We start from the raw sequence: 22,016 nt of genomic DNA, 5'->3' as shown, positions 1-22,016 counted from the left end.
AAGGCGATGTGGCCGGATCATCTTCAATGCAGCCTGTCTTGTCATCACGAGTTATGTTTTGATTTGTTAAGGCCGGGCGGCATGACGGGCGTCTCATCGCGCTGCGCGGCATACAGAAGTCAGCCGGCCGGCTTAATCTAACTTAACCGAACTTTGCCGATCTTTGACCGCACAGAGCGGTCTATCCGCTACATCCGGGCTGACAAAGGCGGCACCAACAGCCGTGCGACCGGCGACGACAACTCGTCGCCCCCGCCATCGGCCTTGCGGGCACAATTTTCGTATCCGCTGCGACCACAGCATGAAAGGAGTCCGTGTTGACGCAACGTCTTCCCTTGGCCATTGGCCTTGTTCTCTACGGGTTGTTTGCCGGCCAGGGAGCCACATTGGCGCAAGAGCGCGGCGCGGCACTTACCGTTGCTGTCGAAGCGCTCGCGGAACGAGTCTGGCCAGAAACGGTTCTCGCCGGCGGCTGGCTGAAGCCCTGGCACGAGGCGATCAGCGCCGCCGAAATCAGCGGCCTGCGCATCACCGATGTTTTCGTCGATGTCGGGTCTGTCGTGACGAAGGGACAGGCGCTCGCTCAGCTGGCCGGCGATACCGTGCGCGCCGATCTGCGAAAGGAGGAAGCCCTTTTGGCGACTGCCAAAGCCGATCTTGCGAAAGCCGAGGCCAATGCCGAGCGCGCCCGGAAAATGAAAGGCAGCGGCGTTCTCTCCGATGAGAAGATCATCGAATATCTCAGCGCCGAGCGAACGGCGATGGCGAGTGTCCAATCCGCGCAGGCTCTGGTTGACAGCCAGAAGATCAAGCTTTCTCAAACAACCATCGTGGCGGTCGACGATGGCCTCATCACCTCTCGTACCGCCCAGCTTGGCGCCGTCGTCACGTCAGGCACGGAGCTGTTTCGCCTCGTGCGCCAACAGCGCATCGAGTGGCAGGCCGAGGTGTCGGCGCGGTACGGCCCTCTTATCAAGGAAGGCATGACGGCAACTATCGAGGGGCCCCGCGGCCAGCAGCTGAAGGGAACGGTTCGCCTCGTCGCGCCGACCGTCAGCACCGATACAGGCAGAACGCTCGTCTATGTCTCGCTATCGGCGGACTCTCGTGCTCCGATCGGCTTCTATGCGACCGGGCGGATTAAGCTCAGGCTCGTACTCGCCCTGGCCGTGCCGGAGACAGCACTGGTTACTCGCGACGGCATCGATTACGTCTTTACCATAGACGCCGAAGAGCGCGCCAGGCGCATCCGCGTCAAAACTGGCCGCCGCAACGACGGCGAAGTGGAGATAATCTCCGGCCTCACGCGCTCGGCAATGGTCGTGAAGACCGGGGGCGCCTTCCTTTCCGACGGCGCCCTCGTGCGCGTGGAAGGAGAAGCGCGTTGAATATCTCCGCGTGGTCCATTCGAAACCCTGTTCCGGCCGTCCTCCTATTCATCCTGCTGACTGCGGGCGGGCTTATCGCCTTCGAGCGGCTCTCGGTTCAAAACTTTCCGGATATGGATCTTCCGACGGTTCAGATCCACGCCACACTTGAGGGTGCTGCACCGGCCCAACTGGAAACGGAAGTCGCCCGCAAGATAGAGGACAAGATCGCCTCGCTCAGTCTCCTCGACCACATTACGACAAGGATCACAGGGGGTACGGTCGTCATGAGCGTGTCCTTCCAGATCGGCAAGGACGGCGAGCAAGCACTGAACGAGGTGCGAAACGCCGTCGACAGTGCCCGCAGCGACCTTCCCCCCGCGATGCAGTCTCCGAGCGTGACGCGAACGCAGATTCAGGGATCGGCGCTGATCGCATTTGCATTGCGCTCCGCGCGGCTCGACCAGACCGAGCTTTCCTGGTTTGTCGACAATGACATGACGAAAGCCCTGCTTGCCGTTCCAGGCGTCGGCCAGGTCAGCCGCGTCGGCGGCGTCGATCGCGAAGTTCATATCGATCTCGACCCGCATATGATGAGTTCCCTCAATGTCGGCGCGGCGACCATTTCCTCGACGCTGCGATCCATGCAAACCGACACGTCGGGTGGACGAGGCGATGTCGGAGGAACCAAGCAGACGATCCGAACGGCCGGAGCGGTTTCCTCAATCGATGAGCTGAAGGCACTCGCAATCCCGCTCCCGAGCGGAGCACTGGTACGGCTCGATGAAATCGGCACTGTAACGGACAGCTTTGCCGACCGCTCGTCGATCGCCTATCTCGACGGAAAACCGGTGATCGCCGTTGAGATCAAGCGCTCGAACGGGTTTTCCGACACGGCTGTCGCCGCAGCAATCGAAACCGCGGTAAAGGAGTTCGCCAGGGCCAATCCGGATGTCGAGATCGTCACGGCCTACAGTACGGTCGGCCCGATCATCGAGAATTATGACGGCTCCAAGCAGATGCTCTATGAAGGGGCTATCCTGGCCGTGGTCGTGGTCTGGCTCTTCCTGCGGGACTGGCGCGCAACATTCCTGTCAGCGATTGCGCTGCCGCTATCCGTCATTCCGACCTTCGTCGTCATGTATCTTGCCGATTTCAGCCTCAATACAGTGACGCTGCTGGCGCTATCGCTGGTGGTCGGTATCCTCGTCGACGACGCGATCGTCGAAATCGAAAACATCGCGCGTCACCTGCAGACGGGAAAGTCGGCGAAGAGCTCGGCGCTTGAGGCCGCTGACGAAATCGGTCTGGCGGTCATTGCCACCACATTGACGCTCGTGGCGGTCTTCCTGCCGACGGCCTTCATGAGCGGCATTCCGGGCCTCATCTTCCGGCAGTTCGGCGTGACGGCGTCGGTGGCGGTTCTTGCCTCACTCCTGGTTGCACGGCTTTTGACGCCGATGATGGCCGCATACATGATGAAAGTTCATCCCGTGGAGGCGAAGGATGGGCGGATCATGCGGGGCTACATCGCGCTCGTGAAAGCCTGCCTGCAGCATCGCCTCCTGACGGCATTCTGCGTGCTTGTTTTCCTCGGTCTGTCGCTGGCGGCGATCCCACTCCTCAGTTCGGGTTTCCTGCCAGCGTCGGACGATGCACAGACGCAGGTTACCATTACGCTGCAACCCGGAACACCGATCGAAGAAACGGATGAGACCAGCCGCAGGGCCGCCAAACTCATCTCCGATCTGCCAGAGGTAACACATGTCTTCTCGACCGTCGGGACGATTTCATCAGGTGATCTCCTGGATTCCACGACGACAGCCGATACGGCGAGCGCATCTCTGATCGTGGACTTGAAAAAGGTCGGCCTACGAAAACGTTCCCAGCTCGACATAGAGAGCGATATCCGGCGGGCGCTCGCGCTTCTTCCGGGGGCCCGCATTCAGGTAGGTTCGGGCGGCAATGGCACCAGACTGGATATTACCCTTGCGAGCGACGACGCCGGCGCGCTCGACAAGGCGGCCGGTGCACTCGAAGAACAGCTTCGGACGCTGCGAGGCATCGGGGCTGTGACCTCAAGCGCTTCGCTTCAGGCCCCCGAAATCCAGATCATTCCAGATCTCGATCGGGCCGCCGCTCTCGGTGTCACTGCTGAATCGATCTCCGAGGCTGTTCGGGTCGCAACCGGCGGCGATCATTCCTCCGCCCTCGCGAAACTCAATCTGCCACAGCGCCAGCTCGACATTCGCGTGCTTTTCGATCCGAGCAACCGCAGGGCGCTCGAAGAGATCGCTAACCTGCGCGTTGCCGGGAGCAGAGGCAGCGTCGACTTGGGCTCGGTTGCCACCGTCACTATCGGCAGCAGCCCGTCAGAGATCAGCCGGATTGACCGGTCGCGCAACGTCATGATCTCGGTCGAGCTCAATGGTCGTGTCCTCGGCGATCTTTACCGAGAGGCCCGGGCCCTGCCTGCACTCCGAAGCCTTCCCCAAGGCGTGAAGCTTGTCGAACAGGGCGAACTCGAGCGCCGATCAGACCTCTTCGACAGCTTCGGCATCGCCATGGCGGTCGGCGTCTTCTGCATCTATGCCGTATTGGTCCTGCTCTTTCACGACTTCCTCCAGCCGCTGACGATTCTCATGGCGCTGCCCCTGTCGCTCGGCGGCGCCCTTCTGCCCCTGGTGCTGACGGGAACAAGTTTCTCCATGCCTGTCGTCATCGGTCTGCTGATGCTGATGGGAGTGGTGACGAAGAACTCCATCCTGCTGGTCGAATATGCGATCGTGGCGCGACGCAAGGGCGCCACGCGCTTCGACGCGCTGGTGGACGCCTGCCACAAGCGAGCCCGTCCCATTGTCATGACGACGATGGCTATGGGAGGCGGCATGCTCCCTGTTGCCCTCAGTCTCAGCGGTGGTGACGCGAGCTTCCGGCAGCCGATGGCAATCGTCGTGATCGGCGGCGTGATGACCTCGACCGTCCTTAGCCTCCTTGTTATCCCTGTCATCTTCACCTTCGTCGACGATTTCCTCCTGTTGCTCAGGCGAATTATCAATGGAAAGCTCGCCGAGCACCGGCCGGGAGCTGACAAAGAAGACCGCATCTCGCACGACCAGAGGCCCCGCAGTGGAAAAATCAGCCTGGCAAAATGAAGCAGAGCCCCCCAGTTGCTCGAATCCACGAGCCTTCGCGGCAGCCAGGGCTTTTCGGCCACTCCTGGCGCGGGGAGCCTGACGAGGCTTCCCACCGGAGCCGCTACCAGAGCACCATTCCGCATGCGGCGAGTCCCGTTGAAGCGCCACTTCCCGGTTGCGCGAGAACGCACCCGCGCAGAAGACCGACGGCGTTTCGAGCACCCGCCAACCAAGTAGCCCAAACGCAGCCGCCGACATCTTGGATGCCGGCGGTACAGGGCGTAGATTTCGCTCGTCACAAATATCTAGCGGTGGAGGAGGCTGGCTCGGCAAAGGTCACTTGCCGACCTCTCACGGTGACCACTGGCCGAGGACTGCGGGCTGCTTGTCTGTCCAAGATGGTGGCAGGCCAATATGCGAAGCAGCGAAATCCTTGACGCCAGGCGACCGGCCGAAGCGCTCGCAGGCGGGGTATTTCGGTCTTCCGCCGAGGCTCGACTTGATCTTCTGAGCGGACGGGAATTTGGGCAGCCCCTTGTACGGAGTCTTGCCAGTGACAAGCATCTTTGAGAAATCGCTGCCGAAGCCCGAGGCGAGCGAATAGGCATCCCCGACCTGCGAGACGCGTGCGCTCGTGGTGATGGCGTTGGCACCTTTCGCCCAGACCATCGCGGCCACCTGCCTACCGTCTCTCGCCGTCGCCTCGGCCTCGACCGCAAGGCCTCCGAGACCCACCGGCAGCCGAGGCACGGGAACCGGAACAACCAACGACGCACCGAGCGAAGTCGCGGTCGACACGCCAGCCATCCCGGCGTTTGTGGGCATGATGCGGGTGATGGTGGCATGGACGATGACGTCGGCGTTCTCTCTGCGGTCGACGACCTGAAATCGATCGCTGACGCCGACGCAAAGAGCCCGACTGATGACATTGGCGACAAGGGCGGATTCTGAAGGCTTCTTGATAGAAGATCCCGCCTGTGGCGAAACCGTTGTCGGCTGGATGTAGATGGTCTTGGCCGCCGCAAGGTCCTTCTGATCGACTTTGAGCTTCGCCTTGGTGATCTTGCCGTTGTTGGACGTCAGCCCGTCATAGGATACCAACGTATGCGCCTCTTCCAGCGGCACCGCGGCGCAGCCTGCGGCAGCCGAGGCGATTAGGCAGGACAGGAGTGCCGAGGTTGCGGGACTACAAAGCCGTCGGCCGGAGGCATGGGCAGGATGCGGAAGTGACATAAGTTCTCCTTTGGTTGAAAATTTCTGAGGTCGGGCGGCTATTGCGAGGATTGAGGCGGATCCGCCGCGGCCAGATCGGCAAAGACCGGCTGGTCTTTCCACAGGCGGCCGCTTGCCATTTCGGCGTAGCCGAGGTGGTAGACGGCGCGCATATAGTTGGTGTTGAAGGGATCGGTGATTTTGTAAGGAATTTGTCTATCGATCGAGGCGACCCGAAAGCGGATGCCGTTCTTCTGGGCATAGACGTAAGTTGCGACCAAAGCGCTACGCGTCTGGGACTTGATGAGGGCAGCGCTCGCTCTGGCCATGACAGCCAGCGTATTGTTGGTCGTCGTCGAGAACTCCGGCACAAGCGCGTTGTTGACGATGACATACATGTTCAGTTTCAGGCCCTTCGGCCACCGCACCTGGCGCGGGCTTGCCATCCAACCCTCGGGGATCGTCAGGATCTGGGATGATGAACCGCCGTCGGAGTGCATCTCCTCGAACTCCTCGCCGTTTGCCTTGACCCTGATGAGCACGGCCGGAAACACCCCAGGGATGCTCGCCGAGGCGATGATGACGTCCCGAAAAAGCTTCAGTGCATCAGGCCGACCGCTGTCGGCGATGGCGCCCATGTTCCATACTACCGGTCTCTGTGAATCGAGATTGGAGGTCAGGACGAGCAGGCGCCTTCCTTTGCGGTGCTCGGCGGCGATTTTTTCCAGGATCTCCTGTGTAAGATGGCGTTCGACCATCCGGCGCAGCGGTTCCTGCTTCAGCAGGCTCGGACCAAGCAAGGCCTTTGGCAGAAAATCTGCGTCCACCAACTCCTTTGCGGCGCCACTCGTATAGAGATCGACGAGCGTGTCGTCATAGGCCGGACCGAGGAAAGCCAAAGGTGCAATGAGGGCGCCAGTGCTGACGCCGCTGACGATGTCGAATTCTGGCCGCTCTTTGCTGTCCGACCAAGCCTTGAGCACTCCGACGCTGAAGGCACCCCCGGCCCCGCCTCCGGACAGGACGAGATAATTGACATCCTTATGTCTCGGCATCGCCGGCCATGCTGGCGCATCGGGCAGCTCCCGGCCGGTGTCCGCATAGGTGCGGATATCGCCAAATCCTTCAACATTGGCGTTGGCCGCCGCTGTCGGGCTGTAGCTAACCCGGTCCGGCGCCATGCAGCCAGCCAGAAAGGCGAGAGTCAGGATGGCCATTAGTCGAATCAAGTTGTCGCCCTGTCTTCGGCCACGGTTACGAGCGGCAAGATCACCGCCGGCCGTGGGGCCTTGCTCCGTGCACTTCCTTTCGGATGGCGCCTGATCGCATTAACGCGGATTCGCGATTGCCTTGGATTTTGAATTGTTAAGATTCGTTATCGCCGCCGCTGCGGCAGGGGCAGCTCGTAGGTGAGTTTTGAACCACCTTGGAAACGTTTCTTTACCAGGCGCCTCGGTTTGGTCACGCTTCTGACATCGCCCGGCTTCCCACGTCGACTAATCAAGTCGGAGAGAAAGGGAGATAACAATGCGCCATCAGGAGATGACGGCCGCCGAGGTCTTGCGAGATCCGTTGATCAGACAGGTGATGTGGGTCGACGGGGTCCGTGTGGAACAGCTGGAAGAGCTGCTTTTGGACGCCGCGAGGAGACTATCTCATCTAAAGCCTTGGCGGCAGCGTTGCCGACAAGCTTCGATTCGGCTGATCAGTCCCGCGCCAGCGAAACTTCAGGGGTGAAAATATAACCGCCCAGCCGTACCGTCTTGATGAACGTCGGCTCCTTGTAATCGGGCTCGATCTTTTGCCGGACACGACTGACATGGACGTCGATACTGCGCTCGACTGGGCCGGCCGAGCCTGCATGCGTGCGGGCAAGGATTTCCTGGCGATTCATGACCTGCCGCGGGTTTTGGCAGAATACCAGCAGGACATCGAATTCTGCCGTTGTCAGCGACACATGAACGCCTTCGCTATCGGTCAGCTCGCGCGTGACGGGGTCGATTCGCCAGCCGGCGAAGGTCATCGCCTCCTGAATGGGCCTGACTTGCATGGAGTAGGACGAGCGCCGCAGCAAGGCCCTGATCCTTGCCAGCAGCTCCCTGGAATTGAAGGGTTTCGTGACGTAGTCGTCGGCACCAAGCTCCAGGCCGATCACTCGGTCGACCTCCTTCGTCAGCGCCGTCAGCATGAGGATAGGAACCGTGTTGGTCGATCGGATCCGCCGGCAAATACTGAAGCCGTCTTCGCCTGGAAGCATGCCGTCGAGAACGATGAGCTGGAACTCCTTCTTCTTCAGAAGGCGGTCCATTTCCATGGCGGAGCCGACCGCTTCGGCGGCGTAGCCGGCATCCTTCATCAGGTCGATCAGCATGCTGGCAATATCGCGGTCGTCCTCGACGATCAGGATGCGCACGGAAGTCTGCATGGGTGAATTGAATGCGATATTGCTCATATCCGGCGCCTGAATCTGAAAAAGCATCCGCTTCGGTTCCTGTTTAACAGAAAAATGTGTGCGCATCGTCTTATTGTCTTACCGTGACTGGCGACCGGCAACTTCGCAGGAGGTGTGCAGCCACGCCGATCTGCACGAGGTGCAGCCCACCGGAAACCATGACGTGACATCCAGGAGGCAGCCGGCGGTTCAGCTCGGAAGTCGAACGAGCTAATGAGGTCAGAACTTGTAGCCGACGAACATCATGACGGAAGGCTGGGTGTCCTTCTGAACCACCGGGCTATTGCGCGCGTCGCCGGTCAGGATCCCCAGTTCGGCCTGACCGCGCACGAACCAGTGCTCGGATGCCAGATAAGTCACGGATGCGGTGAGATCGATGCGTTTGAAGCCCGCGCCTGCATCGTAGACGTCAAGGCCAGACCTTGCCGACTGCAAGGGAGTGACGCCGAAATAGGACTTCATGTAATTCTTGTCCGCCCAGGTAGCCGATGCCCCGGCGGAGAAGATGAAATGGCCGACCATGTGGGAATATTCAGCACCGAATGTCCCGGTGACACCGTCGCTGCCGCCGATGATCTTGTCGACACCTGCACTAAGCTCGATGGGTCCAAGCTCGTAGGATATCACGCCGCCGACCTTTGCACCGGAATCGATATCCCCTAATCCCTCCAGATGATCGGCGTCGTCTTCGTCGCGACCGAATTCCATGCCGCCCCTGGCGCTGATCTTGAAATTCTCCACCTTGTAGATATCGATCAGCAAGCCAGTCGGTCCGACATGTACGCGATCGTTGAAGAAGCTTGCGGAAACAAAAGGAACCGGCATGACCTCAAAATCCTTCGACCCCTCGAATTTCGGGCCATACACAGCACCAGCTCCCACAACGACATTCCAGTCGTGAAGCTTGCCGCGGAAACCCGTGGGACGCTCGCCGGATGGTGCAGGCGGTTCACCGGCGCCAAGTTCGCTCGGGTCCGCCGCCCACGCCCTATTGCCTGCTGAAAGGGGCATAACCAGCGCCGGCAAAATCATCAAACCAATATTCTTCTTCATAAAAGACAAAGTTCGCTCCTGGGTGTTTTCCGAGGCTTACTGCCCTCGACCGGCGGCACCCTGCAGGCAAACCGTTTTGGGATGGATTTTGTCTTGTTAAGAAATGTTTCCGAGCGTCATTGCCGAGCCCCGAGTTGACGCCCCTGAACAGGCGGGCGCGCGCATGACGCGAGGCAGATAAAAATAATCGCCTGGTGACTTCCCGCCGGCAAGAGCGTCGGGATGGACATATCGGCACGCGAAGACACAACACTTAACGTAATGAAACACATCTTTGAAACGAAATTCCTACTTTGCCAGGTGCGGCCCAAGAAAGAGGAATTGAATGATGATCGGCGAGAACCCCGCACCTCCTGTTCTTGTCTACATCCCCGACCAGCGCGGATTACATCTTGCCGGCGAAGTCCTGCGGAGCCGGGGCTTCGACGTGAGGAGCGCAAGCACCATACCGGAACTTCAGCTCGTGCTGGAGCTCCTCCTCTGCAAAGTGATCGTCACCATCACTTCGAAGATCCGCGAGGTGCGATTTTTCTCCAATCTCCCCGTGGTGAACATCCAGGCCTTTGTGCTGCCCAACATCGACGCGGCGTCATCCGAACAGCCTGTCCTTTTCGACAGGACCGCCTTTCTTGAGCGCGTTCGAACACTCGCGGACCCACGTTAGCGGTTCCTTGCCACAGCGGGTTAACAAATTAAAACACCATTGCCGCTGGCATATTGATACCATCTCAACGGTAGCTACACGCTTTGCGCTATGCCGACAGGCGACAAGCGGCCTGCGGCGAAATGAGGCCGGCAGCATCCGGCTGTTGCGTGCCGATTTGGAGGGCTGACGATGCTGGTGCGATTTCTTGCAGGTTCCATCCACCGGCAGATCGCCCTGCTTGCCGTCGCGCCCGTCGTCCTCTTTGCAATCCTCGGCATCATCAGCGAAAACCTGACAATCAAGGAGCCTGAAAGCGTCTCTCAGGCGCGCGCGGTTGCCATGCGCATCGAGTTCGTTACCGAGATGATCCGCTCTGCCGAGACCGCTGATCAGGAGACCGCCATTCTTGACGCTGCGAGAAGGACAGGACTTCAAGTCGCCGAGGTCTCAGCGGCAGAACTGCAAGGCCCCGAGCTGGAGGTGGAGGAAGGTGACTTTCGTTCCGAAATCCAGAAAAATCTTTCGCCGGACGTCGACGCCAAGCTACGGGCGGCGACCGAGACAGGCCACCTTAAGCCGTCGCTGGTCGTTAGCATCGATCAGCGCCGCGCCCTTGCTTTCTTACCGCCGCCTGCCGTGCCCGACTCCCGCATCACAGATCGCGAAATCAGCGACTTCCTCGCGACCATGGCAATGTTCGTGCCCGTCGTCCTGCTGTCCCTCTACGGCAGCCGCATGATCGCTTCGCCGCTTCAACGCTTTTCTCAGGCCGCACGCGATCTCGATCCGGATAAGGGCCCGGAGCGCCCCTTCGACGAAATCGGGCCACCTGAAGTCCGTACACTTGCGAAGTCGCTAAACGACATGCGGAGCCGCGTCCGGGGGATGATCGAGGCGCGCACGCGCATGTTGCGCGCCATCAGCCATGATCTGAGAACGCCGCTGACGCGTTTGCGCCTCAGGGCCGAGCGTTCAACCGAACCGTCCCTGCGCGCCGCATTGCTGGCGGACATCGACGCCTTGGCGCTGATGGTCGATGAGACCTTGGTCTACCTCAGGAAGGACGCTTCGAAGGAAACCCAGCTGAGAGCCGACCTGCCGAGCCTTATAAACACCGTCTGCAACGATTTTGCCGATATGGGCTATTCGGTTTCCTATGACGGGCCTGATCGCTTCGCCTATCCGTGCCGACCTCACGCGCTCAAACGCGCTATCGCCAATCTCATCGACAACGGCACCAAATTTGCCCGGCACGTGAATGTCGAGCTTCATGTCAAGCCAGATCGGGCAATCAGCATCAGCGTCACCGACGACGGCCCCGGCATTCCTCTGGAATTCCCCGCCCATGTCCTGGAGCCGTTCTATAAACTGGATTCTGCGCGTAACGATCGCGGATTCGGTTTGGGGCTTTCCATCGTGAGGGATATCGTCGAAAGCCATTTTGGAACGCTGAGGTTAGAAAATGCCACGCCGCGTGGCTTGATCGCCGAACTCAATCTGCCATCGCCCGATTCGATCAATACGCAGGCAAATACGACTGCGGCCGAATCCACAGTGACGATGACGCCATCATAGTGGGCAGTATAGCTCTGCGGAGGCGGAGCCCGCGAGGACGCAATTGCGCGGACATCAGTTCTGCCAGTATGAAGCTCGTTTGGCTGTAAGCTGCTATGCACGACCTTTTGAGCGAATGTTCTTTCGGCATTGCACTTAGCGAAACATAAACAGATTTGTCACTGCCCGAGCAAACATGTATTCGATCGCAGAAAAACTCTTACCAACCTAGGCGGCTGATCCGCCGCGAGCCAACCGAACGCGATTCCGAATGACCGAACATGCCATGACCTGGGGTATCGCCGGCCTCACTGCGATGGGCGTCGTCGCCCGTCCCTTTCGATGGCCGGAGGCGATCTGGGCCGTATTCGGCGCCCTGCTCCTGCTCGCCTTCCGCCTGGTCGGACCCGAAGATGCCCTGGCCGGCGTCGCCAAGGGCGGCGACGTCTATCTGTTTCTGATCGGCATGATGCTGCTGTCCGAGCTTGCCCGGCGCGAAGGCCTGTTCGACTGGATCGCCGCCATTGCCACAGCCTGTGCCAAAGGTTCACCTCGACGTCTTTTCGTGCTGGTCTATCTTGTTGGCGTGGTTGTCACCGTCTTTCTTTCCAACGATGCGACGGCCGTGGTGCTGACGCCGGCCGTCTATGCCGCCTGCCGGACGGCGCGGGTGAAGGACCCGATGCCTTATCTCCTGATCTGCGCCTTCATCGCCAATGCCGCAAGCTTCGTTCTGCCGATTTCCAATCCGGCCAATCTGGTGATCTTTGCCGGCGGCGACATGCCGTCGCTGTCCCGCTGGCTGTCGACATTCATGCTGCCGTCGATCATTTCGATCGTCGCGACGTTCCTCTGCCTCTACTGGACGCAGCGCCGCGCCCTTGCAGACGATACGCTTGCCGCGGATACGCAACGGCCGCCCCTCTCGCGCAGCGCCCGCCTGGCCGGATGGGGGATCCTGCTGACGGCGATTGTTCTTATCGCTGCGTCGGCCATGCATGTCGATCTCGGCGTGCCGACCTTTGCTGCAGGCACGATCACCACCGCGATTGTTCTGCTGCTGACGCGGCAAAGCCCGGCCGAGACGCTGAAAGGCATAAGCTGGAGCGTTCTGCCGCTGGTCGCGGGCCTGTTCGTCATCGTGGAATCTCTCGACCACACCGGCTTGACGAAGCTTCTCTCCGATCAATTGGCTTCACTAGCCTCGGCTTCGCAATCGCAGGCGATCGGCGTTGCGGGCCTGCTCGTCGGTGTGATCTGCAACCTCGTGAACAATCTTCCGGCGGGCCTGCTTGCCGGCAGCGTAGTGCAGGCAGCCGGTGTCTCCGACAAGATCGCGGGGGCCGTACTGATCGGCGTCGATCTCGGACCCAACCTGTCGGTGACGGGGTCGCTGGCGACGATCCTGTGGCTGTCTGCGCTCCGGCGCGAAGGCCTGCATATCGGCGCCTGGACGTTTCTAAAGCTCGGAACCGTCGTCATGTTCCCCGCGCTCATTCTGTCTCTGGGGTCGCTCCTCCTGTTTTGAGGTGCTGCCGGCGCTACGACCGCTCAATCACCGGATCCGGATAGAGCCGCAGCAGCAAGTTCGCCGCTATCAGCGCCGATCTAGGTGTCCCATTCGTCTGCTTCCCAGAAGAAAGACATCTTTCAGCTAATCTTGGAACGCCGACATGCGGCGGTCGCCGATTATGTCCACGAGACGGTGTCGGATCCGTCAAATATCCTGCGATGCTGCCGCCTTGTTCGACAATAAATTACTTCGTTTCGAGAGCTCATTGATCGAGCGCAATGCGCCGGGGGCAAGATCGCTCGAAGATGGCCATCTCACGGAGCGAAAGGAATGCGCTATGCCGAAGATAGTGACCGTAACAGCCGTGATCCTACTTGCCGTCCTGGCCGGCTACGGCAGTGCGGCGTGGTGGCCGCAGCCGGATCAGTCGGATGATGCGCCGCAGACGAAGACGGCACCCAAGGAAGGCTATCCGGATCCATTCATCCCGCCGACCAAGGGTAACGGATTTTGATCGTGCCGAGGTCGGCGGAATCGGCGCCGGCGACTGTGAGGGTTCTTAGCCGCATGCAGCAGACCTGGCGTGACTTCTTGAAATTGGTCCACCTTGCCGCGAGCAGAGAAACGATGATCTTTAAGCAAAGGACGAATGCGGACTGCGATGAGCCGGTCTATGTTCAAGGTGGCAATGCGGGCGCCGGATACGATCCGCAGTACAGGCGAGGCTCGAATTCCTTGCCACGAATGGAAAGGTTCGAAGAAGCAGTGCAGATTTGCGAAAGAAATCTGTTCTGCGGCATTGCGCGGACAATTGTCTGATCAAACGCAGGCGGTTTCCGAAGCAAGAATGATTACGTGCCGCCGTATGCACCGCTCCGAGCTGATCCCGGCGACACGTCGACGAGCAGCCATCAAGCGGCTGATGACTATTCGCTGGAGGACCGATGATGGGCATCATCGACGAGCGTGAAGAAGCACTTGAGAAAGAGTACATCATGAAGCTCGAGCGTACGTTCCATATCCGGGCGAGGCGCGACCGGATGCTGGCACGCTGGGCGGCCGAGCTCATCGGACGAAATGACTTTGACGTCTATTTCGACGAAGTCATTTCCGCCGGGTTGCTGGAGTCAGGAGACGAGAAAGTCTTCAAAAAGGTTCTGAGCGACCTGCAATATGCGGATCTCGCGATCAACGCTCAGACGGTTCGCGAGAAAATGGAGCAGCTTCTGCTTGAAGCGGCAAGGTCTCTCGACGAGGCCGGGTAGATCCGGGTGATGTGGCCAGGCTGCCGGCAATTTCGTGCAGGAGAAATCTCGTGACCATTCCCATTCCCCACCCATTCGCCGCCGGTCTCGGCAGTCGTAGCGGCCTCGTCACTGAAGAGGCCGAGAGCCGGCTGGTGCGTTACGGTCCAAATATTCTGCCCGAGCCTGAGACCCCCTCTTTCGCGTTTGTCTTCTTGCGGCAGTTCCGCAGCCCCCTGATTTATATCCTGGTTCTGGCAGCCGCCATCTCCCTGGTGGTCAGCGATACCAAGGACGCAGTCTTTATCGGCGTCGTCTTGCTGCTGAACGGCTTGATCGGCAGTCTGCAGGAATATTCGGCAGGCCGAGCTGCGCTGGCGCTTCGAAAGCTCGAACAACCGCGTGCCGCCGTCATTCGCGACGGAGAGGTGCGGGAAATTGAAGCACGCCTGCTGGTGCCGGGAGATCTCGTGCTTCTGGAAGCCGGCGGAAGAGTTCCGGCCGACCTCGCACTGGTTGAGGCGACCGACCTTCTGTGCGACGAATCCCTCCTTACCGGAGAATCGCTGGCGACGCGCAAAGCGGCACGGCCCGCTGGCGTGCCGGTTGAGGAGGGCAAGACGGCAACCGCATTCGCCGGCACGCTGGTCACGCGTGGACGGGGCACGGGCGTCGTGACAGGGACAGGACTTAGAACCGAGATCGGCAAGATTGCCGCCGAAATCGGCAGGGCATCCGCATCGCAACCGCCACTGATGATCCGGCTTGCTCGTTTCTCCAATGCGATCGCCTGGGCGGTGGGGGTGACGTCACTGGTCTTGATCGGCATCGGCCTCATGCGAGGGCTCGCGTGGAGCGATCTTTTCCTTATGTCGGTCGGTCTTGCCGTGAGCGCAATTCCAGAAGGCCTGCCCATCGCAATCTCGATTGCCCTCGCGATCAGCATGCGTCGCATGGCGAAGCGCAACGTCATTGTGCGGCGAATGCCGGCGGTCGAATCGCTGGGCTCCTGCACCATGATCGCCACCGACAAGACAGGGACTCTGACGCTCAACGAGCTCACGGTTACCGATATCCGGCTCCCGGACGGCACCGATCTTGCCCTTGATGCGGGTACTGACCTGGACACCTGCGAGATCAAGGCGGCCAATATGAGCGTGGCGGAGGCACGCGTGCGCGCCGGCCGACTGCTCAGAGCGGCCGCGCTTCCCAACGAGGGTTCGCTCATACAGGACGAGAACGGCTGGAAAGGCGTCGGCGACACGGTCGACGTCGCCCTATTGGCCGCCGCACGTAAGGCGGGATTGGCGCAAGAGAAGATGGCAGCGGATTATCCCTTGCTCGCCCGCATCCCTTATGAGCCCGATCTGAAATATGCTGCCTCCTTCCATCGCGGGAGCGAACGCGTGCGCATCTTCGCGAAGGGCTCGACTGAGACACTGCTCAGCATGGCCGACCGGATGGATGTCGGCGACCGGGTGGTGGAAATCGACAGAGACAGGCTTCTCGCCCAGAAGGAGGAGATGGCGGCCCGCGGGCTTCGGGTTCTCGCTTTCGCAGAGGGCGAAATCCGCAGTGATGCCGACGCCACCTTCGGCCACCATCATCTTATCGACCTCGTATTCCTTGGTATTGCGGGCATGCAGGATCCGATCCGCCAGGAAGTTCCGCAGGCGATCCGAGAATGCCGCGCCGCCGGCGTCGAGGTAGCGATGGTGACGGGCGACGACCCCAAAACAGCAGCGGCCATCGCCGCTCAGGCGGGTTTGCACTTCGGCCCGAGCCAAATCACCACCGGCGACGCGGTGCGCGAGGCCGAAGCCGCAGGCCCGGAGCGGCTGGATGAGCTTACGAAAAGCGCGCGCATCTATGCCCGCGTTGTTCCCAATCAGAAGCTTGCGATTGTGCTCTCCATGGCGCGCAACGGCCATTTCGTGGCGGTGACCGGAGACGGCGTCAATGACGCTCCAGCCCTGAAACACGCTCATGTCGGTGTCGCCATGGGCGTGAAGGGTACGGAGGTCGCCAAGGAGAGCGCGGACATCGTCGTTGCCGACGACAATTTCGCCTCCATCGTCAGCGGCATTCGCGAGGGTAGAACCGCCTATTCCAACATTCGCAAAGTCATCCTCATGTTGACGGCGACAGGAGCTGCGGAAATGCTGCTGTTCCTGCTGGCGATTCCGCTCGGTCTTCCAATGCCACTGCTTCCCGTGCAGCTTCTCTGGCTGAATCTCGTCACGAATGGCATTCAGGACGTGACGCTCGCGGGAGAGCGACCTGAGGGCGACGAACTGGCCAGGCCACCTCGCCTCCCCAAGGAGCCGATCTTCGACGGGCTAATGGTTCGCCGGATCGTCCAATCCGCGCTCGTCATAGGCGGCGGTGGCTTTGCAGTCTTCTATTGGCTGCTGTCACAGGGCTACCAGGTCTCCGAGGCGCGCAATCTACTGCTTCTGCTTTTCGTCATGTTTGAGAATGTACAAACTCTCAGCTGCCGTTCCGAGCGTCGCTCGCTCTTCTCGCGATCCTTTTTCCAAAACCCGCTGCTGCTCGCCAGTATCGTAGCGGCCCAAGCCATCCATATCGGCGCCATGCATGTCCCGTGGTTCCGTGAGGTGCTTGGCCTGGCGCCGATCTCGCTGGCGGAATGGGCGCTGACGCTTCTGGCCGCCGCCTCGCTTCTGCTTGTAATAGAGATGGACAAATTGCGTGGACGTACCTCTTCAAACACGCACCTGCACGAGATCGAGGCTGAATGAACTCTCGGCAGAGGCAGCGTTGCTCGCGGCACCAACACGCATTTCATTACGATGGCACAAGCGGTAATCTATCGCGGCGCCGGCTTTTCATCGTCTGGCAATTCCGTTGGCTTGCAGTGACTGCCGCGGTCCTGTTCGCTTTTGCACTACGCGGATTCGCAGGTCGCTGAAGTGACCCCGGAAGTGCTGCGGTCGACGTCCATTGACGGCGATCAAGGAAATGACGTTGCAGAGGCTTTATCCTGCCTTCAGTTTCAGGAGCTTGGAAGATGCTACAAATTCGATCAATCATGACTCCCAACCCGACGACGATCGGGCCGAACGCGAAGATCTGGGAGGCTGCCAATGCTATGGTCGATCGCCACATCAGCGGGTTACCGGTCGTCGATCAATCCGGCGACCTGCTTGGCATCATCAGCGAAAGCGACTTCCTGCGGCGCGGCGAAATCCACACGCAAGCTCCCCACAGCCTCTGGCGTGATTTCTTCGCTTCCCGCGGCGGGTTGGCCGAGGAGTACGCGAAAAGCTTCGGAAACGACGTTGGAGAAGTAATGTCTTCCCCGGCAGTGACCGTGCAGCCGGATGCATCCATCGAAACCGCCGCCAAGCTGATGGCGGAAAAGAACGTGAAGCGTCTTCCGGTGGTCGAAGGCAACCATCTCATCGGTATCGTCACGCGCTTCGACGTCATGGCCGCACTCGTCCGCGAGCTTACCAGGCATTGCGCCGCACGAACGGACAGCGATATCCAAAGTGCGCTGGAGGCGGAACTCGCTCGGCAAAAATGGGGAGATTCCGTGACTCTGCACGTCGCCGATGGCGTGGTCACGCTGGAAGGCCGAGTGCTGGACTCGCGGGAAAAGACGGCCCTGCACGTGGCTGCAGAAAACACCATCGGCGTAAAGCGGGTGGATGATCGAGTCCAGGTCGTGGCGCCTCCGGACATGCCGGTGCCGCCACCCGGCTTCTATCTTTGAGCCTCTGAACTGTCTCCTCTTCCCAGAGGCCGTAGTGGCCAGGAAACGCCGCGGCATGGCGGGAGGAAAGATGCCAGTTCATTTCGATGACAAGGGGACCACTTTACCGGGGCTAGGCCGTCGATGCGCATCTGCAGGTCCGCACGCTAGAAGACGTCCTTGCCGTTTCGTCCAACGAACTCAGTCCGGAAACCTTTTTCATGCGCTTCCTTCACAAAGGAATTCGCGCTGAGTGCATCTGCGTGTATGACGTCGTTGAAGCATTGTGCAAAGGGACAGCAGAGTTCATCACGCACCCAGGCGCGCGCCTGGGGCGACACTGCCGAAATCTGCCAATCATGATTGCTCATTCGCTCGAGACGAAAATCGATGCTGCAGGACGGTTGGTCGGAGCTGCCTGCACCAATCAGCGCCGCCTCAGCGGGCCGAGAGAGAATGTGGTTCATATCGTCTCCTTTCCTTCAAAGGCAACCACCTCATGATGACACCGGCGCACCACCTGTTATCAATGTTACACCCGGAAGCTGTTTCTGCCGCCCGGGCAAAACGCGAACGTCGGAGACGCCGTAGCAAAACCCAATCCGGTAAATCTCAATAAGACAACCTTCGGCGTCTTCCGCCATTGATGCCGGTCAAATGTGAGTAGAAATCACCTTCTTAAGCTCGCTGCTCCGATGCGCGCTAATCAAAACTCACCGCCAAGCGACCGACCCCGCCGATCTATTCTAACGGTAGCGCTGGTGACGCCGCTCCTTCGTTCCCGACATCGCGTGATGACTTTGACCAGCGTCAAAAGCAGCCGCCAGCAGATCGCACGGCGGCAATTTGATCCTCCGCAATGCCTGTTCATCAACGCGCTTCAGACTGTGGTTTCCTGATAAATCGGAGAAGTGCCATGAAGACCATGGTTGCCATTGACTCGCCGCGTGCGATCGGAGGAATGCCGTGAATCATTTCCCCGTTGGACGATGGCTGCGATGGCTTATCATCGATCACCTTCTGTTGATCGTTCTCATTCTCATGCTGGCCACTGTCTTCAGCGTCCCGCTGATCAACGGTGATCCAGCACGATCAGAGAAACGCACCATTGCTGCGCTCGACACCCCAGTAGCAGATGCGGGCAAGGGAGGAGACACTCATTCGATCTCCAGCGAACGGTAAATCTCTTCCTCCTGCCGTGGAACAGTCGCTGGGCCTCATAAAGCTGCGCCTGTGTCGGTGTGCCGCTGTCGAACGTCTTGCGCATGACGGTGAGATTGTGAATTTGCCGTTGCATTTCCATGTGCGTTCGGCTCATTCCGGCCAGAACATCCGGCGCTGCATGTTTTCGGCGAAGACGCGCGTAACTTGTTCGTCTCTCCTCTCGTGGGGAAGGAGCCGGTCACGCAGGCAACAATCCAGCCTTTCGAGCTTGTCTTTTGCCCTTTCCCAAGGCGAGCGTGCAATCCGATCGGCCATCGTGCCGATGTCATCCACCACGTCAGCCAACGCCCTATGCTCAGCCTCCAGTGCCAGCAGCTCCTCTTTGCTCAGCCGAGGAGAGGCCATGCCGAACACGATCGGCGCCCCAAGGCACGCAGGACGTTGACGGCACAGCCTCGATTCTCAGGCCGAGGCAGTCAACACGCTCCCTACGGCGTCAGCAGGGCTGCGCCGCTCAAGCGGCCGGCCCTGAGATCGTCGAGCGCCCTATTCGCGTCCATCAATGGATAGGTGGTCGTGTGGGTCCTGACTCCTGCCTGACGAGCGACGGGAAAGAACTCTTCGGCATCCCGCCGGGTGAGATTTGCAACAGATACAAGACTTCGTTCGCCCCAGATGAGCGCATAGGCCATTGCCGGAAGATCGCTCATATGGATGCCACCGCAGACCACCCTACCTCCTTTCCGCACTGCCTGCAAAGCCGCAGGCACGAGTTGGCCAACCGAAGCGAAGATGATCGCCGCGTCTAGCATGACGGGCGGGCGTTGATCCGAACCTCCCGCCCACGCGGCGCCGAGGTCAAGCGCGAAACGCTGTGCCGCATCGTCGCCTGGGCGTGAAAAAGCATAGACTTCGCGGCCCTGCCAACGGCAGACCTGCGCGATGATATGGGCGGCCGCACCGAAGCCGTATAACCCAATCCTGGCGCCGCCGCCGGCCTGCTTCAGTGAACGCCACCCTATGAGACCAGCACACAGCAACGGCGCAAGCGCTACCGGATCGGCCTGCTCATCCAGCACAAAGGCGTAATCAGCATCGGCAACGACATGAGTGGCAAAACCGCCATCACGCGTATAGCCGGTGAACTGCGGCTGATCGCAAAGGTTTTCCTCATTGTTCAAGCAGAAAGAACAGCAGCCACAGGTGTGGCCAAGCCAGGGAACGCCGACCCTCTGTCCGACCCGCTGTGAAGGCACACCCTCTCCCACCGCCTCGACGCGGCCGACGATCTCATGGCCGGGAATGAGCGGAAGCTTCGGCGCGGAAAGATCGCCGTCACAAACGTGAAGATCGGTCCTGCAAACAGCGCAAGCTTCCACTCTCAACATCAGTTGCCCGCTTTGCGGGACGGGATCGGGCCACTCGACCGGACGCAGAGGGGATCCGACCGCTTCGAGAACCATTGCTTTCATCAGGCCTGCCTCCGAACGCCTCCCGCAGATGCGGCAGGGTACCCTCTTCTTCCGACGGGATGAAGCCAAGACTGCACCTGCATGGGCATCGTGCGTCGATGGCCGTAAAATCCAAGCTCGATCCGGTCAACGGAACTGCTCTTTGCGATGGGTCAATGTGCGGAGTGTGCGATGCCAGCACTATCCGCGCCGGACAATCATCGTGAAGGGAATGAAGATCATGACGAGCAAGATGATGAAGGCGGCGGTGGTTCGGGAGTTCGGCAAGCCTCTCGCAATCGAATGCGTGCCGGTGCCTGTTCCGGGTCCAGGTGAAATCCTGGTGAAGGTCGTTGCCTGCGGAGTATGCCACACTGATCTGCATGCCGCTGAGGGCGATTGGCCCGTCAAGCCGTTGCTGCCCTTCATTCCCGGCCACGAGGCGGCCGGGGTCGTCGCGGCTCTCGGTCCAGGCGTCACCGAATTCAAGGAAGGCGATGCCGTCGGCGTCGCCTGGCTGCACGACGCCTGCTTGCGCTGCGAATATTGCGAAACAGGTTGGGAAACCCTCTGTGAACACCAGCACAATACCGGCTACAGCTGCAATGGCGGCTTTGCCGAATATGTCATTGCCTCGGCCGCTTTCGCCGCCCGCCTTCCTGCCGGTGTCGATTTCGCGGAGATCGCGCCAATCCTCTGCGCCGGTGTCACGACCTATAAGGGACTGAAGGAAACCGAAGCTCGGCCCGGCGAATGGGTGGCGATATCGGGCGTCGGCGGCCTCGGCCATGTTGCGATCCAATATGCCAAAGCGATGGGTTTCAAGGTGATCGCTCTCGACGTCGCTGCCGCCAAACTTGACCTTGCCCGCCACGTCGGCGCCGATCTAGCGCTCAACGCGCGCTCCGAAGACACCGTCGAAAAGGTGCTGAAGGCGACGGGCGGCGGAGCGCATGGCGTTCTCGTCACCGCCGTCTCGCCGCCTGCCTTCTCGCAGGCACTTGGCATGGTGCGTCGCAAAGGCACCGTTAGCCTCGTCGGCCTGCCTCCGGGCAACTTCCCGATGCCGATTTTCGACGTCGTGCTGAAGCGCATCACCGTGCGCGGCTCGATCGTCGGTACGCGCCGCGATCTCGACGAAGCGCTCTCTTTCGCTTGCGAGGGCCGAGTCCGAGCTGAGATCGCCAAGGCGCCGCTCGATGACGTCAATGATATTTTCGCCGGCCTCAAGGCGGGAACCATCGAGGGCCGCACGGTGCTCGATATTGCAGGAGAGGCGAGCATCTTCGCAGCGCAGGATCAGTCCGCAGCATAGCTGACAGCGTTGCGTGTCTCCGCCGCCCGGGGAAGCGGCGGAGACACCTTTACTTCTACAAACAGAGCGCCTGGGCCCGCCGAACGGGTAATCAGACAAGGCGCCAACTGGTCGACTGAGATCGAGACGCCGGGTTCCCGGCGGATGCTGCCTACTGGAAGACTCCCGTGCACCACCCTGGCCGACGGGA

Annotated in this window: 19 protein-coding genes; 12 read left to right on the top strand and 7 right to left on the bottom strand. The window is 60.3% G+C overall.

What is annotated here, in order from left to right; genetic code table 11:
- The first annotated feature begins 362 nt into the window (after positions 1 to 362).
- Together FFR93_RS27535 and FFR93_RS27530 are read left to right on the top strand one after the other, a co-directional pair.
- Positions 363 to 1,388, top strand: coding sequence for an efflux RND transporter periplasmic adaptor subunit (locus tag FFR93_RS27535; protein ID WP_138395569.1), 1,026 nt, complete (start codon positions 363 to 365; stop codon positions 1,386 to 1,388).
- Positions 1,385 to 4,522 (top strand): efflux RND transporter permease subunit, encoded by a 3,138-nt coding sequence (locus tag FFR93_RS27530; RefSeq protein WP_138395483.1) that lies wholly within the window; start codon positions 1,385 to 1,387, stop codon positions 4,520 to 4,522. Before FFR93_RS27535 ends, FFR93_RS27530 begins: the two co-directional genes overlap by 4 nt.
- 333 nt (positions 4,523 to 4,855) lie before the next feature.
- On the opposite strand, the gene FFR93_RS27525 is transcribed toward FFR93_RS27530, so the two are convergent.
- The 4 genes from FFR93_RS27525 to FFR93_RS27510 all read right to left on the bottom strand — a co-directional run bounded on the left by FFR93_RS27525 (position 4,856) and on the right by FFR93_RS27510 (position 9,179).
- The gene (locus FFR93_RS27525) at positions 4,856 to 5,629 is read right to left on the bottom strand and encodes a DUF3313 domain-containing protein (protein ID WP_246661364.1); all 774 of its coding nucleotides are present in this window, start codon (positions 5,627 to 5,629) and stop codon (positions 4,856 to 4,858) included.
- A gap of 146 nt (positions 5,630 to 5,775) precedes the next feature.
- A complete protein-coding gene (locus tag FFR93_RS27520) occupies positions 5,776 to 6,933 on the bottom strand; it encodes a patatin-like phospholipase family protein (RefSeq protein ID WP_138395481.1) in 1,158 nt (385 codons plus the stop codon).
- 488 nt (positions 6,934 to 7,421) lie between these two features.
- Positions 7,422 to 8,168, bottom strand: coding sequence for a response regulator (locus tag FFR93_RS27515; protein WP_138395480.1), 747 nt, complete (start codon positions 8,166 to 8,168; stop codon positions 7,422 to 7,424).
- A gap of 219 nt (positions 8,169 to 8,387) precedes the next feature.
- Complete coding sequence (locus tag FFR93_RS27510; protein WP_246661363.1) at positions 8,388 to 9,179, bottom strand: MipA/OmpV family protein; 792 nt, start codon at positions 9,177 to 9,179, stop codon at positions 8,388 to 8,390.
- Between the two features lie 367 nt (positions 9,180 to 9,546).
- Here FFR93_RS27510 and FFR93_RS27505 point away from each other — a divergent pair, with 367 nt between their 5' ends.
- The 8 genes from FFR93_RS27505 (at position 9,547) to FFR93_RS27475 (ending at position 17,917) form a co-directional block, all read left to right on the top strand.
- Positions 9,547 to 9,885 (top strand): hypothetical protein, encoded by a 339-nt coding sequence (locus tag FFR93_RS27505; protein ID WP_138395478.1) that lies wholly within the window; start codon positions 9,547 to 9,549, stop codon positions 9,883 to 9,885.
- Positions 9,886 to 10,056: 171 nt separating this feature from the next.
- Positions 10,057 to 11,442 carry an ATP-binding protein gene (locus FFR93_RS27500; RefSeq protein ID WP_138395477.1) on the top strand — a complete coding sequence of 462 codons (1,386 nt, stop codon included), beginning with the start codon at positions 10,057 to 10,059 and terminating at the stop codon, positions 11,440 to 11,442.
- A 250-nt stretch (positions 11,443 to 11,692) separates the two neighbouring features.
- Complete coding sequence (locus FFR93_RS27495) at positions 11,693 to 12,949, top strand: arsenic transporter (RefSeq protein ID WP_138395476.1); 1,257 nt, start codon at positions 11,693 to 11,695, stop codon at positions 12,947 to 12,949.
- A gap of 322 nt (positions 12,950 to 13,271) precedes the next feature.
- The gene (locus FFR93_RS41060; protein WP_171049272.1) at positions 13,272 to 13,448 is read left to right on the top strand and encodes a hypothetical protein; all 177 of its coding nucleotides are present in this window, start codon (positions 13,272 to 13,274) and stop codon (positions 13,446 to 13,448) included.
- 53 nt (positions 13,449 to 13,501) lie between these two features.
- Positions 13,502 to 13,753 carry a hypothetical protein gene (locus FFR93_RS27490; RefSeq protein WP_138395475.1) on the top strand — a complete coding sequence of 84 codons (252 nt, stop codon included), beginning with the start codon at positions 13,502 to 13,504 and terminating at the stop codon, positions 13,751 to 13,753.
- A 125-nt stretch (positions 13,754 to 13,878) separates the two neighbouring features.
- Complete coding sequence (locus tag FFR93_RS27485; protein WP_138395474.1) at positions 13,879 to 14,199, top strand: ATPase inhibitor subunit zeta; 321 nt, start codon at positions 13,879 to 13,881, stop codon at positions 14,197 to 14,199.
- 56 nt (positions 14,200 to 14,255) lie between these two features.
- On the top strand, positions 14,256 to 16,940 hold the full coding sequence (locus FFR93_RS27480) for an HAD-IC family P-type ATPase (protein WP_246661368.1): 2,685 nt from the start codon (positions 14,256 to 14,258) through the stop codon (positions 16,938 to 16,940).
- A 269-nt stretch (positions 16,941 to 17,209) separates the two neighbouring features.
- On the top strand, positions 17,210 to 17,917 hold the full coding sequence (locus FFR93_RS27475; protein WP_138395472.1) for a CBS domain-containing protein: 708 nt from the start codon (positions 17,210 to 17,212) through the stop codon (positions 17,915 to 17,917).
- A gap of 146 nt (positions 17,918 to 18,063) precedes the next feature.
- Here FFR93_RS27475 and FFR93_RS27470 read toward each other — a convergent pair whose 3' ends face one another.
- Entirely contained in the window at positions 18,064 to 18,363 is a 300-nt protein-coding gene (locus FFR93_RS27470; protein ID WP_138395471.1) for a hypothetical protein, read from the bottom strand.
- A 499-nt stretch (positions 18,364 to 18,862) separates the two neighbouring features.
- Here FFR93_RS27470 and FFR93_RS27465 point away from each other — a divergent pair, with 499 nt between their 5' ends.
- The gene (locus FFR93_RS27465) at positions 18,863 to 19,078 is read left to right on the top strand and encodes a hypothetical protein (RefSeq protein ID WP_138395470.1); all 216 of its coding nucleotides are present in this window, start codon (positions 18,863 to 18,865) and stop codon (positions 19,076 to 19,078) included.
- A gap of 132 nt (positions 19,079 to 19,210) precedes the next feature.
- Here the strand turns inward: FFR93_RS27465 and FFR93_RS27460 are convergent, their stop codons facing one another.
- Both FFR93_RS27460 and FFR93_RS27455 read right to left on the bottom strand, forming a co-directional pair.
- Positions 19,211 to 19,474, bottom strand: a complete 264-nt coding sequence (locus tag FFR93_RS27460) for a hypothetical protein (protein WP_138395469.1) — start codon at positions 19,472 to 19,474, stop codon at positions 19,211 to 19,213.
- A gap of 74 nt (positions 19,475 to 19,548) precedes the next feature.
- Complete coding sequence (locus FFR93_RS27455; protein ID WP_138395468.1) at positions 19,549 to 20,532, bottom strand: zinc-dependent alcohol dehydrogenase family protein; 984 nt, start codon at positions 20,530 to 20,532, stop codon at positions 19,549 to 19,551.
- 220 nt (positions 20,533 to 20,752) lie between these two features.
- On the opposite strand from FFR93_RS27455, the gene adhP reads away from it, so the two are divergent.
- Positions 20,753 to 21,826, top strand: a complete 1,074-nt coding sequence (gene adhP, locus FFR93_RS27450; protein WP_171049271.1) for an alcohol dehydrogenase AdhP — start codon at positions 20,753 to 20,755, stop codon at positions 21,824 to 21,826.
- Positions 21,827 to 22,016: the final 190 nt, after the last annotated feature.

It is taken from the genome of Rhizobium sp. MHM7A, from assembly GCF_005862215.1.
Taxonomy (GTDB): Bacteria; Pseudomonadota; Alphaproteobacteria; order Rhizobiales; family Rhizobiaceae; genus Rhizobium; species Rhizobium bangladeshense.
Note: the sequence above shows the minus strand (reverse complement) of the source record. Positions and strands in the feature narration are given on the sequence as shown.

What these genes read in the sequence shown, in the direction of transcription:
- FFR93_RS27475 (WP_138395472.1), top strand. Translation starts at nt 17,210, where the DNA reads ATGCTACAAATTCGATCAATCATGACTCCCAACCCGACGACGATCGGG.
- FFR93_RS41060 (WP_171049272.1), top strand. Translation starts at nt 13,272, where the DNA reads ATGCCGAAGATAGTGACCGTAACAGCCGTGATCCTACTTGCCGTCCTG.
- FFR93_RS27500 (WP_138395477.1), top strand. Translation starts at nt 10,057, where the DNA reads ATGCTGGTGCGATTTCTTGCAGGTTCCATCCACCGGCAGATCGCCCTG.
- FFR93_RS27520 (WP_138395481.1), bottom strand. Translation starts at nt 6,933, where the DNA reads ATGGCCATCCTGACTCTCGCCTTTCTGGCTGGCTGCATGGCGCCGGAC.
- FFR93_RS27485 (WP_138395474.1), top strand. Translation starts at nt 13,879, where the DNA reads ATGATGGGCATCATCGACGAGCGTGAAGAAGCACTTGAGAAAGAGTAC.
- FFR93_RS27490 (WP_138395475.1), top strand. Translation starts at nt 13,502, where the DNA reads ATGCAGCAGACCTGGCGTGACTTCTTGAAATTGGTCCACCTTGCCGCG.
- FFR93_RS27510 (WP_246661363.1), bottom strand. Translation starts at nt 9,179, where the DNA reads ATGCCCCTTTCAGCAGGCAATAGGGCGTGGGCGGCGGACCCGAGCGAA.
- FFR93_RS27515 (WP_138395480.1), bottom strand. Translation starts at nt 8,168, where the DNA reads ATGAGCAATATCGCATTCAATTCACCCATGCAGACTTCCGTGCGCATC.
- adhP (WP_171049271.1), top strand. Translation starts at nt 20,753, where the DNA reads ATGACGAGCAAGATGATGAAGGCGGCGGTGGTTCGGGAGTTCGGCAAG.
- FFR93_RS27495 (WP_138395476.1), top strand. Translation starts at nt 11,693, where the DNA reads ATGACCGAACATGCCATGACCTGGGGTATCGCCGGCCTCACTGCGATG.
- FFR93_RS27455 (WP_138395468.1), bottom strand. Translation starts at nt 20,532, where the DNA reads ATGAAAGCAATGGTTCTCGAAGCGGTCGGATCCCCTCTGCGTCCGGTC.
- FFR93_RS27470 (WP_138395471.1), bottom strand. Translation starts at nt 18,363, where the DNA reads ATGAACCACATTCTCTCTCGGCCCGCTGAGGCGGCGCTGATTGGTGCA.
- FFR93_RS27505 (WP_138395478.1), top strand. Translation starts at nt 9,547, where the DNA reads ATGATGATCGGCGAGAACCCCGCACCTCCTGTTCTTGTCTACATCCCC.